Origin of the sequence: Salmonella sp. SAL04162 (assembly GCF_046551535.1) — a bacterium.
Classification (GTDB): Bacteria; Pseudomonadota; Gammaproteobacteria; order Enterobacterales; family Enterobacteriaceae; genus Salmonella; species Salmonella enterica.
In genome coordinates, this window is record NZ_JBGDVX010000006.1 from 67162 (window position 1) to 83883 (window position 16722).

A 16722-nucleotide genomic window follows, 5' to 3' on the forward strand; every position below is an offset into this window, starting at 1 on the left:
TATGGGAAATAAAAGCATACAAAAGTTTTTTGCCGATCAAAATTCTGTAATTGATTTATCTTCTTTGGGTAATGCCAAAGGCGCAAAAGTTTCTCTTTCCGGGCCAGACATGAACATTACGACGCCGCATGGGTCAGTGATCATTGTCAATGGCGCTCTTTATTCAAGTATCAAAGGCAATAACCTCGCTGTTAAATTTAAAGATAAGACTATTACCGGCGCTAAAATTCTGGGCAGCGTAGATTTAAAAGATATTCAACTAGAGAGAATTGACAGCTCATTGGTTGATTCTGCTCAGGTAGAAAAGAAAGGTGATGGCAAACGACGAAATAAGAGGGAAGAAGAGGAATTAAAAAAGCAGCTTGACGAGGCTGAAAACGCAAAGAAAGAAGCTGATAAGGCGAAGGAAGAAGCTGAGAAAGCTAAGGAGGCTGCAGAAAAAGCGCTCAATGAAGCGTTTGAAGTACAGAACTCGTCAAAGCAAATTGAAGAAATGCTGCAGAACTTTTTGGCTGACAATGTAGCAAAAGACAATCTGGCTCAGCAAAGCGATGCTTCCCAGCAAAATACACAGGCTAAAGCAACGCAGGCTTCTAAACAGAACGATGCTGAAAAAGTTCTTCCTCAACCTATTAATAAAAATACCAGCACTGGCAAAAGTAATAGCAGTAAAAATGAGGAAAATAAGCTCGATGCCGAGTCTGTTAAAGAGCCGCTTAAAGTCACATTAGCGCTTGCGGCCGAGAGTAACAGCGGTAGCAAAGATGATAGTATAACTAATTTTACCAAACCTCAGTTTGTAGGTAGCACTGCTCCCAATGCCACGGTCATTATTAAAATTAATGGTATTGCTGTCGGTCAGGCTGTAGCGGATAGTTTGGGTAACTTCACCTTCACTGCGCCTGAAACATTGACTGATGGAACATACAATCTGGAGGCAGAGGCCAAGACTGCTGATGGGAGCGGTAGCGCCAAACTTGTCATTACTATCGATTCCGTTACCGATAAGCCAACATTTGAACTTTCGCCTGAAAGTAGTGTGTCTGGTCATAAGGGCTTAACGCCGACCTTGACGCCTTCAATTGTTGGTACGGCGGAAGAGAATGCCAAGGTTGACATTTATGTAGATAATAAACTGGTTGCCAGCGTTGATGTCGATAAAGATGGAAACTGGAGTTATGAATTTAAAGATAATGAATTATCTGAGGGCGAAAATAGTATAAAAGTCGTTGCCGTAGATAAAGCAGGTAATAAAAACGAAACGACGGATAGTATCATAACCGACACCATTGCTCCGGAAAAGCCGACGATTGAGCTGGATGATAGTAGTGATTCCGGCATTAAAAATGACAGCATTACAAATAGCACCCTGCCAACATTTATTGGTGTGGCGGAACCCGGTTCTACAGTCTCTATTTATCTTGGACTTAAACATCTTGGTGAGGTCATTGTTGCTAAAGATGGGACATGGAGCTATACGCTTACTACGCCGCTCAAGGATGGCGAATACAATATAACAGCAACAGCTACTGATATTGCCGGGCATACCTCAGCGACGGCAAATCTGCCTTTTACTATTGATACCCGTATCAGCTATTTCAGCGCTGAGATTGAAACTACTGATGATAGCGGTATTGTTGGAGATAACGTTACTAACAATACTCGCCCAACCTTTACAGGTAAAACTGAGCCAAATGCTATTATCAGTGTCATAAATAGTGAGACTGGCGAAGAGGTTATTTTTAAAGCGAATGACAAGGGCGAATGGACGTTCAATTTCACTTCCGACTCAGTGGAAGGGGTTAACAATCTTACGTTCACTGTTGAAGATGTCGCTGGCAACAAAAAGGATTTTTCCTTTAGTTACGTTATCGATACTGTTGCCCCTGTACCTCCGACAGTTTCTTTGGAGGATTTTGTTGTTTTACCGAATGGTATAATTTTATCAGGGAATGATTTACCGGCTTTAGTCGGTACGGCAGAGCCAAAGTCTACCATCTTATTGATGCGAGATGGTAAATTATATGACAGCATTGAGGTTGACTCAAACGGGACCTGGAATTATCAGTTTAGTAATAAATTTCTTCAGGGTGCCTATGATATTGAAATCATTTCTCAGGATGCCGCCGGTAATAAATCCTCTACTGTTAAATATTCTTTTACTATTCAAACTGAAGTTGTACCTCCAAAAGCGGAACTCGATGCCAGTGATGATTCCGGTGCAAAAGGCGACTGGATTACCAATAAACATAATGCTCTGACGTTACTGGGAACAGCGGATAGGTTTGCTACCGTAAATATCCTTATTGATGGTAAAACGATAGGCGTGACGACTGCGGATGCAGACGGTAACTGGAATTTTGATATTTCCCGAAATCTGTCTGACAATGTTTATAAGATTACGGTTGAATCCATCGATCCTTTAGGAAGAACGTCATCTGTAGATTATCAGCTTACCATTGATAGCTTTACGCCGATCCCTACTGTTATGTTGCATGATAGCGCTGATTCTGGCGTTAAAGGCGATATGATTACTAAAATTAATACGCCGTTGTTTACCGGGATGGCTGAAGCTAATGCTAAGGTTTCCATCTATGTTGACGGTGTGTTAAGTGGCGAGGCTATTGCTGGCGATGATGGTGTATGGAATTTTCAATTTACCACAGCGTTATCCGATGGCTCGCATGACGTAACGGTAAAGGTAGAAGATATTGCCGGTAATACTGCCTCCTCATCAGCGTATAATTTCCAAATCGTAACGCAAACACAAAAACCAACAATAGAGTTGGTCAACGATACGGGGGTTGATAATACAGACCATATTATTAATGAAAAGAATCCTGCACTGACAGGAACCGCTGCACCCTATTCAACGGTTAAACTCTATATTGATGGTGCGCTGATCGCTGAGGTCAGAACAAATAAAGATGGCAGATGGGAGTATACTCTAAAAGCCGATCAAGGTTTGGTTGATGGCGATCATAGAATAACCGCTTCAGTTGAAGATATCGCTGGCAACATTGCCCATTCGGATCCTTTCTTAATTAGCGTCGATACTGCTATTTCAATACCGATAGTTTCATTGAGCCCGGATTCAGATTCGGGAATTTCAGATGATAATTTAACGAATATCGTTAAACCTACCTTGCACCTAAAAGATATTGATCCGGACATTATCAGTGTTCAGGTATGGGATGCCGCGTCTGATACGCAGATCGGTGTTGCCACGCAACGACCTGATGGTTCATGGGCCTATACCTTTACTTCAGATTTAACGGAAGGCTTGCATCAGGTTTATGTCAAGGTTGAGGACATTGCGGGTAATAAAGCGAACAGCGCGGTATTCGATTTTACTATCGATACCACAGTATCAACGCCGGTGATTTCCCTGCTTTCTAAGGATGATACGGGGGTTACAGGCGATAACCTGACCAACATCAATAAGCCAGGTTTTGCTATTTCCGGTGTTGATGCCGATGCGCATCGGGTCGTCGTACAGGTGATGCACAATGGCGTGAGCGAAGAGATCGAACTTTCCCACCTCAATGGTAGCTGGTTATTTACACCAGGGAATACGTGGGCGGATGGCAGCTACACGTTAACGGTGAAAGTAGAAGATAAGGCAGGAAATACCAACTACTCAGCGCCGCTGACGGTCGTTATCGATACCCAAATCGCCATTGATGGGGTGGAACTGGTCAACGATAGCGGCGTGAAAGGCGATAATATGACCAATGACGACCGTCCCCACTTTCGTGTGACGGTACCGACGGATGTCAATGAAGTCCGTCTGAGCATTGACGGTGGTAATTCGTGGGTTCAGGCAACTCCGGGCGTGGCAGGAAGCTGGGAGTATATCTGGCCGACAGACCTGGCAGATGGTCAATACACGCTAACGGTGGAAGCGACTGATAAAGCAGGCAATACAGTGACGAAGACCATCGATTTCGCGGTGGATACCACGCTGTCAGTGCCGGTCATCGTACTGAATAGCGCGGACGATACCGGTGTCCAGGGCGATAACATGACGAATAGCACCCAGCCGACATTTGCCCTGCAGCATATTGATGATGATGCCGTTCGCGTTACGGTCAGCGTGGAGCATGGCGGCGTCACCACCACATTTGACGCCACGAAAGGCGTAGGCGGATGGAGCTTTACGCCGACAGGGGCGTGGGCGGATGGTGATTATACCCTGAGTGTGTCAGTCGAAGATAAAGCGGGGAACACCAGCCATTCTGCATCGTTGACGGTGACGGTGGACACGCAAATCGCCATTAATAGCATTGAACTGGTCAATGACAGCGGTATTCCCAACGATAATCTGACTAATAACGTGCGTCCGCACTTCCAGGTGACGGTACCGACGGATGTCAACGTAGTGCGCCTGAGCATTGACGGCGGCAAGACGTGGTTCAACGCTACCCAGAACGCGACGCCGGGCGGCTGGGATTATATCTGGCCGGATGATGTGGCCGACGGAGGCTATACCCTGACGGTAGAAGCGACCGATGAGGCGGGAAATAAGACAACACAGACGCTCGATTTCACCATCGATACCACTCTGTCTGTGCCGACCCTCTCGCTGGACAGCGCAGATGACAGCGGCATCGCGGGCGATAATATCACCAATGTTAAAACGCCGGGCTTTACCCTCAACAATATTGATACCGATGTCAGCCGGGTAACAGTGGAGGTAATGCACAATGGCATTAAACAGGAGGTGCCACTGGTTCAGACCGGCGGACAGTGGCGCTTTGCGCCGACCAGCGACTGGGCGGACGGCGACTATATCCTGACGGTGAAGGTAGAAGATAGGGCCGGAAATGTGAAGCAGTCCGCGCCGTTGACGGTGACAGTAGACACGCACATCGCCATTGACCGTATTGAACTGGTTAACGACAGCGGTATCCCCGGTGATAATCTGACCAATGAAGCACGCCCGCACTTTCAGGTGACAGTACCGGCGGATGTTAACGGTGTAAGACTGAGCATTGATGGCGGCAAAACGTGGTTTGACGCCACGCAGAGCGCGACGCCGGGCGTTTGGGATTATACCTGGCTGACGAATGTGGCTAACGGCCCTCACACCCTGATGGTGGAAGCGTCCGACAAGGCGGGAAACAAAACGACGCAGAAACTGGACTTCATCATCGATACCATGCTGTCAGAACCGACTATTACCCTGGACAGTGCGGATGATAGCGCCGCTGGCGATAACATCACCAACGTTAAGATGCCAGGCTTTACCCTCGGTAATATCGACGCCGACGTGACCAAAGTGGTGGTGACGGTGGCGCATGATGGTAAGAACCAACAGATAGAGTTGATTAAGAACGGCGGTGTGTGGCGCTTTACGCCGGGCGCAGCCTGGACCGATGGCGACTATACGCTGACGGTAAAGGTAGAAGATAAGGCGGGTAATACAAATTATTCTGCGCCGCTGACGGTGACTATCGATACGCAAACGTCTATTGATCGCATTGAACTTCTTAATGACACGGGTATTGTCGGGGATAACCTGACCAATGAAGCACGTCCACAGTTTCATATTACGGTACCGACGGACGTGAACTCTGTGCAACTGAGTCTTGATGGCGGCATCAACTGGGTTAACGCAACGCTGACGCCCGACGGCGTTTGGGAGTATATATGGCCGACAGATCTGGTCGAAAATACGTATACCCTGACAGTGAAAGCAACCGATGTTGCAGGCAACACGGCGACGGAAACGCTCAATTTTATCATTGATACCACATTGTCGACACCGACCATCACGCTGGATAGCGCAGATGATAGCGGCACCGCCAACGATAATAAGACTAACGTTAAAACACCGGGTTTTATTATCGGCGGTATTGATTCTGACGTGACTCAGGTCGTCGTGCAGGTGATGCGCGATGGTCACAGCGAGGAGGTGGAGCTGACGCAGACTAACGGGCAGTGGCGTTTTGTACCCGGCAGCGCGTGGACTGATGGCGACTATACGCTGACGGTAACGGTGAAAGATGAGGCGGGTAATATTCGCCACTCAGCGCCGTTGACGGTTACCATCGATACGCAAATCGCCATTGACCATATTGAACTGGTCAATGACAGCGGTATTCCCGACGATAATCTGACCAATGAAGCGCGCCCGCACTTCCAGGTGACGGTACCGACGGATGTCAACGTGGTGCGCCTGAGCATTGACGGCGGCAAGACGTGGTTCAACGCTACCCAGAGCGCGACGCCGGGCGTCTGGGATTATACCTGGCTGGCTGATGTGGGAGAGGGTAAGCATACCCTGACAGTGGAGGCGACCGACAAGGCGGGAAACAAAACGACGCAGCAACTGGACTTCATCATCGATACCCTACTGTCAGAACCGACTATCGTGCTGGACAACACGGACGACAGCGGAACAAAAGGCGATAACCTGACCAACGTAAATAAGCCGACGTTTTTACTGGGCAATATTGACGCAGACGCGCGGTATGTCACGGTTGAGGTGCAGCATGGCGGCACGAAAGAAGTGCTGACGGCCATCAAAGACGCGACCGGCAACTGGAGCGTAACACCGACCGGCACATGGGCAGATGGCGACTATACGCTGACGGTGAGGGTGGAAGATGAGGCGGGGAACGAAAAACACTCAGCGTCGCTGACGGTCACTGTTGATACCCAAATCACCATTGATGCTATTGAACTGGTTAATGATAACGGTATTCCCGGCGACAATATGACTAACGACGCCCATCCGCAGTTCCGCGTGACGGTACCGGGGGACGTTAACGAAGTCAGTCTGAGCATTGACGGTGGCGTGACCTGGGTTAAGGCGACACAGAGCGCGACGCCGGGCGTCTGGAATTATACCTGGCCGGGCACCGTGCCGGATGGCGACTATACGCTGAATGTGAAAGCGACTGACAATGCGGGTAATACGGTGACGGAGACACTCCACTTCACTATTGATACCACGCTGTCGACGCCGGTCATCGTACTGGATAGCGCGGACGACACCGGCATCCAGGGCGATAACATGACTAATCGCACCCAGCCGACATTTAACCTGCAACATATTGATGATGATGCCGTTCGCGTTACGGTCAGCGTGGAGCATGGCGGCGTCACCACCACATTTGACGCCACGAAAGGTGTAGGCGGATGGACCTTTACGCCGCCGACATCATGGGGGGCGGGCGATTATACCCTGAGTGTGTCAGTCGAAGATAAAGCGGGGAACACCAGCCATTCGGCATCGCTGACGGTGACGGTGGACACGCAAATCGCCATTAATAACATTGAACTGGTCAATGACAGCGGTATTCCCGACGATAATCTGACTAATAACGTGCGTCCGCAGTTCCAGGTGAAGGTACCGACGGATGTTAACGAGGTGCGCCTGAGCATTGACGGCGGCAAGACATGGTTCAACGCTACCCAGAGCGCGACGCCGGGCGTCTGGGATTATACCTGGCTGGCTGATGTGGGAGAGGGGAAGCATACCCTGACAGTGGAGGCGACCGACAAGGCGGGAAACCAGACGACGCAGAAACTGGACTTCATCATCGATACCCTACTGTCAGAACCGACTATCGTGCTGGACAACACGGACGATAGCGGAATAAAAGGCGATAACCTGACCAACGCGAATAAGCCGACGTTTTTACTGGGTAATATTGACGCAGACGCGCGGTATGTCACGGTTGAGGTGCAGCATGGCAGCACGAAAGAAGTGCTGACGGCCACCAAAGGCGCGACCGGCATCTGGAGCGTGACACCGACCGGCACATGGGCAGATGGCGACTATACGCTGACGGTGAGGGTGGAGGATGAAGCGGGTAACGTAAAATACTCGGCGCCGCTGACGGTCACGGTTGATACCCAAATCACCATCGATGTTATTGAACTGGTTAATGATAACGGTATTCCCGGCGACAACCTGACCAATGACGTTCGTCCACACTTCCGCGTCACGGTGCCAGGGGATGTCAACGAGGTACGTCTGAGTATCGACGGCGGTAATACGTGGGTTCGTGCAACACAGGGCACGGCAGGGATCTGGGATTACACCTGGCCGAAAGATGTGACCGACGGGCTACATACCCTGACGGTAGAAGCGACCGATAAGGCGGGAAATAAGACGACGCAGACGCTCGATTTTACCATTGATACCCGGCTGTCAACGCCTACCATCACTATGGATAGCAGGGACGATACAGGTGCCATTGGCGATCATATTACGAGCGTCAAAAGACCGGGCTTTACCATTGGCAATATTGACTCCGATGCGCAATCGGTCATTTTGCGGATCACACAGGGCGGCAATAGCCAGGAAGTGACACTAACCCAGGTTGGAGGACAGTGGCGCTTTACGCCAGATGCTGACTGGGCGGACGGTAGCTATACACTGACGGTAGAGGTAACGGATAACGCAGGAAACGTTCGTCAGTCCACGCCGCTGATAGTGACGGTAGATACGCAAACCAGCATTACTGATATTACATTGGTCAATGATCATGGCGTGCCGGATGACAATCTAACTAACAGCACCCGTCCGCAGTTTGAGATCACGGTGCCGGCGGATGTGAATTCTGTGCAACTGAGCATTGATGGCGGCGCAAACTGGGTGAGCGCGGCGCAGGGTATCGAAGGCGTCTGGGGCTATACCTGGCCAACGGATATGGGCGATGGAAAACACACCCTAACCGTCATGGTCACCGACAGAGCGGGCAATACGGCGACGCAAACGCTTGAATTTTTCATCGACACCCGGTTGTCGACGCCGACCATTGCGCTGGATAGCACGGATGATACCGGTACGCCTGGCGATGATATGACCAATCGCACCCGACCGACCTTTATTCTGCAGAATATCGATTCGGATGTTATCAACGTTACAGTCAGCGTCACGCATAATGGAACGACAACCTCGTTTACTGCGACACAGGGGGCTGGAGGATGGAGCTTTACACCGCCAGCACCGTGGGGCGACGGTGATTATACGCTGACGGTGACAGTGGAGGATCGGGCGGGAAATACGCGTCCGTCTACGCCGCTGACGGTGACAGTGGATACGCAAATAGCCATTGATCATATTGAATTAGTCAACGATAGCGGCGTCCCTGGCGATAATATCACAAAACATGTGCGTCCGCAGTTCCAGATCTCGGTACCGGATGATGTGGAAAAGGTTCTTCTGAGTATTGACGGCGGCACGACCTGGGTTACTGCAATCAAGAGTTCGACGGCTGGCATTTGGGATTACACCTGGCCGACGGATATGCCAGAGGGACAGCATACCCTGATCGTGGAAGTGACTGACGGTGCGGGTAATAAGATGACGGGGACGCTCGATTTCACTATCGACATCACGTTGTTGACGCCAACCATTGAGCTAGCGCCCGATCAGGATACCGGACAGAATAAGAATGATAATCTGACCAGTGTCACTCAGCCGGTATTTGTGTTGGGGAGTATCGATAAAGATGTTCGACACGTGGAATTGAGTATTGAGCATAACGGCACGTTTAAAACGGTGGTACTCACCGAATCAGCCGACGGCTGGCGTTATCGACCGGATTCTGCTTTGGCGGACGGTAGCTACACATTCACCGTGACGGTAACAGATGTGGCAGGCAACCAGCAAACATCCGCGCCTTTAAAGGTGACGATAGACGGTACGTTGACTACGCCGGTGATTGAACTGGCAGCTGGCGAAGATAGCGGTACTGTTGGCGATCGCCTCACTAATCACGATCGGCCGGTGTTCGACATACGCCAGGTTGATTCTGACGTTACGCGCGTGATGGTCAAAGTAACTTACAACGGTAAAACGCACGAGGAAGCGGCGGTATTCACCAATGGTCAATGGCGCTTTACGCCTTCTGCGAGCTGGGCTGATGGCTCATATCAGTTAGCCGTTGTGGTGGAAGATCTGGCGGGGAATGTAAAAGAATCTGCGCCGTTAGAGGTGCGTATTGATACCACGACAACCATTAACAATATCGTATTGCTTAATGATACTGGCGTGCAGAATGATCAATTAACGAATGTTGCCAAACCGTCATTCAGAATTGACGTTCCCGGTGATGTCATCCAGGTACGCGTAACCCTGGATGGTGGCGCTAACTGGAATGTGATACGCAAAAATGCCGACGGACAATGGATTTTTGACAGTCCGAATACTCTGGTTGACGGCACATATACCCTTCGCGTAGAGGCCACGGATGAGGCAGGTAATATTGCGAATAAAGATTTAGTATTTAATATCGATACTAATATACAGGTTCCGACTATTGCTTTAGACGCAGGACAAGATACCGGAGCGAATACAGCCGATAATATCACTAATATTTCACGACCCACCTTTACGATTGGTAATGTTGACCCCGATGTTATTAAAGTCGTGGTGACGATTGATGGTCATGATTATAACGCGACTAAGGTTGGGGCTGGTTGGCAATTTACACCAGGCAATGCCATTCCGGATGGTTCTTATAATATTACCGTTACGGTTGAAGATAAGGCCGGAAATACCGCGACATCGAAACCATTACCTGTTGTGATAGATACGACGGCTGAAATTGAAAGCGTCACGTTGGTTACAGATAGCGGTGATAGCGATGTAGATAACATTACCAAAGTCGACAAGCCGCAGTTTAGTATTGTTACCGCTGATGATATTACCCATGTGCGCGTTAAAATCGATAACGCCGCTAATTGGATTGAACTCACAAAAGGAGGGGATGGCCGCTGGATATTTAATGTCGGTTCGGCATTACCTGATGGGAAACACACTCTCTTGGTTGATGTGACTGATATCGCTGGCAACGTTGCGCAAGAAACGCTGCAGTTTACGATTGATACGACTCTGCGAGAGCCGACAATTGTACTCGATCCCACCCATGATACTGGTGATGATACTAATGATAATCTTACCAGGATTAACAAACCGGTGTTTATTATCGGTAATGTCGATAATGATGTATCACACATTGTGGTTCATATTGATGGTCGGGATTACACCATTGAAAACACAGGGGGGAATTTAACCTTTACGCCGGATCAACCGCTGTCTGACGGTCAGCATACGATCTCTGTTACCGTAACGGATATTGCTGGTAATACCAAAACATCGGCCGAACTGCAGATTGAAATCGACACGCAGGTTCAGATTGACAGTGTTACGTTAACAACAGATAGCGGCGTCAACGATCACGATAATGTCACCAATGCTACCCGTCCCTCTTTTGAAATTGCAACGCCTGATGATGTGACATCGGTGCTGGTTTCTTTCGATGGCGTAAACTGGACGCCTATCAGTAAAAATGCGGCCGGGCAGTGGGAATTTACTGCAGGTAGCGCATTGCCTGATGGTCATTATACTCTCCATGTCCAGGCGACGGATCGGGCAGGAAATACGGCAAATTCCACGCTGGGCTTCACCGTGGATACGCAGATTGACGGCCTGAGCGTCGTGATGCTGGACGACGCCGGAAAGGATTCTACGGATGGTATTACGAATATTACCTCTCCACGTTTTGAAATTTCAGCCAGAGAACCGCTGCAGAGCGTGACGGTAATTTTAAACGGGAAATCCAGCACACTGACTCAGGGGGCAGGTAATAAATGGCTGTTTACCCCTGATACACCGTTAGTGGATGGAACTTACAAAATAGAAATAGTGGCTGAAGATATCGCAGGTAATAAAATTAGCAAAGAGGTATCATTCACAATAGACACTATTGTTTCTGATCCCAGTATTGATTTGCTGGATGCGGATGATACTGGCGAAAGCGCTGTTGATAATATTACGAGTGTCACTAAACCACGTTTCGTTATTGGCAATGTACCCGCCGATATTGATACTGTTGTAATCAGAATTAACGGCGTTTCTTATCCGGTTACGGCAAATGGCAATAACCTCTGGGAATTTCAGGTTCCCGTTGCGTTAAACGATGGCGTATATGAAGCCGTTGTTGTCTTCAGAGATATTGCCGGAAATACTTCTGAAACTAAGCTGCCCTTTACCATTGATACCACGACAAGCGTCAGTGTCAGAATGGAGCCAGCGTCTGATACCGGCAGCTCCAATAGCGATAACCTTACGAATAAGCAAAATCCCAAATTCGAAGGTACTGCGGAGCCTAATGCGAAACTGGTGATTACCATTGTTGATGATAAGTCAGGTCGGGAGGTTCTAAAACACACGATTACGGTTGGCGCCGATGGCAACTGGAGTGTGACGCCGAATATACTGCCGGATGGCATGTATACCATCAACGTCGTCGCAACAGATGTCGCGGGAAATACTGCGCAAACGCAGGAAAGATTCACTATCGATACGGTTACGATCGATCCTACCATTCGCCTTTCGGATCCATCTATTGATGATCAGTATGAAGCAACCAGCCTGCGTCCTGAGTTCAAAGGGCTAGCCGAAGCGTTCTCGACGATTATGATTCAGTGGGATGGGAAAGTGGTCGGCTCGGCAAACGCCAATGCGAATGGCGAATGGAGTTGGACGCCGCCATCAGTATTAGCGCCAGGCTCCTATGTTGTGAGCATTGTTGCCAAAGATAAAGCGGGTAATGAATCGTCGCAGGTCGACTTTCCTGTCGTAATACCTGTTATTGATGTCACGCCTCCAACCATAAAGCTCAGCGAGGAGAGCGATAGTGGTGCCTTAGGAGACTTTACCACGAATAATAAAACGCCGACCCTGGTTGGGAACACGTTACCTAATGCGATTGTGAGTATTTATGTGGATGGCGTGAAGGTCGGCGAGGCGACAGCGGATACAGCGGGTCGATATACTTTCCAGTTATCGGAAATGAAAGATGGCCATTATGTCGTCCAGGTGGGTATCGTCAACCCTCGCGATAATAGCGAACTGCGTTCCACCGCCGTTGATGTCACTATCGATACCGAGGTTGCTGAACTGGTATGGAATATATCTGGAATGCATGAGGGCGGATATATCAATACGGTGACGCCGGAGATTGGCGGCACCAGTGAGCCAAACAGCAAAATCACTATCTTTGTGAATGGCGTTGAAAAAGCGATTGCTTATACGACAGGCGCAGGACACTGGGGCGTAGTATTACCTGCTTTGGGTAATGACGGTAATTATGTATTAACGTTTAAAGTTGAAGATGTTGCCGGCAATATCAGAGAGTTTGGTCCGCAGAATGTGATACTGGATACGGTAATTTCGCCGTTAACCGTGGTATTACGCGAAGCTGATGACAGTGGCAAAGTTGGCGACTGGATCACCAATAAATCTCATGTCACCATCGATGGTACTGCCGAAGCCGGAAGTACTTTAACCATCAGGAATCCGGAGGGGGTGGTTATTGCTACCCTGGTGGTAGGCAATGATGGTCGATGGAGCGCAGAATTAGATCTGCGTGAAGGTAGTAATGCCTTTGTCGTGGTATCGGAAGATAAAGCGGGCAACAGCCAACAAAAAGATATCCTGATAGAACATGATACGCAGATTGAAATCAGCGATATTTCATTAAGTCGGGATACTAATAGCGGTGATAAATATGATCTGATTACCAATAATAAGTCTCCGGTACTGGTTGCCATGACCGATCCCGGCGCGACGGTACAGGTTTATATTAATGGTGTGTTACAAGGCACAGTAGAGGCGAGTTCGTCAGGTAATATTAGCTATACCATGCCGGCAAATAGCGCCGACGGCGAGTATCAGGTGCAATTTGTTGCTACGGATACTGCTGGTAACCGGGTTGAGTCTGCGATTACAACCGTGACAATCGATTCTCAAATTGCTGTCTTTGACATTGATGAAGATTCATTACCGGCCCTCTCTAATAACCGGGCGTTGTCAGTCTCAGGTGTCGGGGAGGCTGGTTCTCAGGTCAGCATCTTTGTCGATGGTAAATTAGTCAACGTTGTTATGGTTGAGGCTGATGGCACATGGCGCGCGCCGATACTGCTGCAAGATGATGGTACGTTTAATATTCATTTCAGCATTACTGACGTTGCTGGCAACACTGAAGTGAGCAAGGATTATAGCGTGGATGTCGATTCATCAACCGACTTCCCAACGCTCAACCTTGAAGATGCGAGCAACTCTGGTTCACTTGACGATCTGATTACTAGTCACAACAAGCCTGTGTTAGTAGGCACCGCAGAAGCGGGAGCCACAATCCATATTTATGTGGATGAAAAGATCGTGGCAAATGTTCTTGTGCTTGAAGATGGAACCTGGTCCTATCAGTTTGATAATGCGTTAAAAGATGGTGAATATTCTATCCGAGTGGTTGCCGAAGACCCGGCAGGTAATACGGCAGAATCGCCTCGCTTACTCGTCACGATAGATACCAGTACGTTTATCGATAATCCTGTTATGATGGCAGGTTCTGATAACGGTATTTTCAGTAATGATAGTATAACGAGTCAAACCCGGCCTGCGTTTAGTATTTATGGAGAAATGAACCAGAGTGTTCAGATTTTCATTGATGGGGTGTTAGTCGATACGATCACGGTGACGGACAGAAATCAAGTTTATCGACCTGAGTCACCGTTGGGCGATGGTTCCCATAGCATTTATTATGTTATCACCGATAAAGCAGGCAACACGGCTACCTCGAAAACGCTAAACTTTACTATCGATACCTTAAATACGACGCCTGTCGCTATTGATTCTATCGGTGGACAAACGTTAGCAGAGATGACCGGTAGTGATGGCAAAATATATATAACGGACACGACACGTAACTTATTGTTTAGTGGCAGTGCCGAGCCCAATAGCAAAATAGAAATCATCATTAATGGCTTAAATGTAGGGGAAGTTTGGGTTAATGACAAAGGCCACTGGCAGATGCCGGTGAACCCGCTTTATTTCACAGAAGGCCAGCTGGATATCACTGTTAAATCTACGGACCGTGCTGGTAACGTAAATCAGGAAAAGTATTCCATTTGGGTCGATACGCATATCCAGGTATTTACCAGCGAGCTTGATGACAATAAATCATCATCGAAAACGGACTGGTGGAGTAATAGCTCCACTATTACCATGAGAGGTATGGGGGAAATTGGCGCTACGGTATCATTAATCGTGGCAGGGGTCACGCTGGCAACCGCTGTCGTTGCGGCTAATGGGCAGTGGGAGTTATCGACCGATCAGCTTCCGGAAGGGAAATACGATATCACTTTGAGTATTGAGGATAACGCAGGCAACCGTAAGGAAGAGGTACATGAAATATTTATTGATCGAACGCCGCCAAACGCTCCGGTCGTAACTTATTCAGATATTGTCAACGATCTAATTATTATGCAGGGGACGGCGGAAGCCAAATCTCAGCTAATAATAACCGATAGTAATGGGAATACTTATACGTTAACCGTTCCTGATAATGGTAAATGGAGTATGGCGATCCCGTATCCATCGGAAGGGAAGTTTACCATTACGAGTGTGGATGCGATTGGTAACCGGAGTGATGATGTCCCTCTCGATATCATGAAAGAGACTCCTGTTATTTCATTATCTCCAGACTCAGACAGTGGTACGGTGGGCGATAATATTACGCGAGATAATCAGCCTACCTTTATTATCGGGAATCTGGAAAGCGATGTTGTGGTCGTTCAGGTCGATATCAATGGGACCGTATATAATGCTGAAAAAAATGCCGATGGCGTTTGGTTCTTTACGCCAGGTACACCGTTAGCTGATGGTTCCTATACGATATCGGTAATCGCAAGCGATGCCGCGGGTAATCAGAAAAACTCGTTACCCATTACCGTTACGATCGACAGTACGCTGACCGTGCCGGAGATTGCGCTGGCAGCAGGTGAAGGCAATGGCGCTTCAGACAGCGATAACGTGACGAATCACAATCACACCCAGCCTAAGTTCACGCTGCAGCATATTGATGCTGACGTGACCGGGGTGACCGTAAACGTGACGCATAATGGCGTGACAGACATCTATCAGGCGACGCAAGGCGCGGATGGCTGGACCTTCACGCCGCCAGCCGCCTGGAATGATGGTACCTACACGCTGAGCGTGACGGTGGTGGATCGCGCGGGGAACTCACTGCAATCTGCTTCGCTGGAGGTGACGGTTGACTCAACGGTGACGGTAACAGCGGATAGCCAGCATGACGATGCGAGCGATGACGCCACGCCAACAGCGGTTACTCCACCGGAGTCTGAAACAGTGAATGCCGAAAGCGCTACGCATCTTCGTACAGTGCCGTCTGCGGCGGAAGAAAGCGTGGTGAAGGAGACAGCCTATAGTATTACATTGTTAAATGCTGACTCTGGGGATGAAATAGATCGTTCAATTAGTCAGACACCTTCTTTTGAAATATCAGTACCTGAGAATATTGTTAATGTCAGTGTTATGTTTGAAGGAGAAGAGTTTACTCTGCCGATAACTAACCAGAAAGCAATATTCGAAGTTCCGCTATCTTTGGAAGATGGTGAATATACTATGGACGTGAAATTCCTTGATAAGGACGATGATTTCCTGATTAAGGAGAAAACATTCTCAGTCGATCACTCCTCGGCGGATATTGTGAACGCAATGAATGCAAGAGGAAAGACCGAGGATGATATTAATGATTCCCCTTCAACGAGTTCTGTAGGGCACAACAATAACGGCGCTATTGATGTTTTCGCCGTTAATGAAGTTACGTTACCTGTAGATAATCAAGAAGAACACGCATAATAACGGAGACCCCTCACCTTTGGGTGAGGGGGTTT

The 16722-nt window shown here is 48.6% G+C and carries 1 protein-coding gene; it reads left to right on the top strand.

From position 1 onward, the window contains the following. The first annotated feature begins 1 nt into the window (after position 1). Positions 2-16687 carry a non-fimbrial adhesin SiiE gene (gene siiE / locus ACLJRH_RS13600; protein ID WP_023137210.1) on the top strand — a complete coding sequence of 5562 codons (16686 nt, stop codon included), beginning with the start codon at positions 2-4 and terminating at the stop codon, positions 16685-16687. Positions 16688-16722: the final 35 nt, after the last annotated feature.

Bases quoted from the DNA above. Each gene is read 5' to 3' on its own strand.
- siiE (WP_023137210.1), top strand. From the start codon at position 2: ATGGGAAATAAAAGCATACAAAAGTTTTTTGCCGATCAAAATTCTGTA.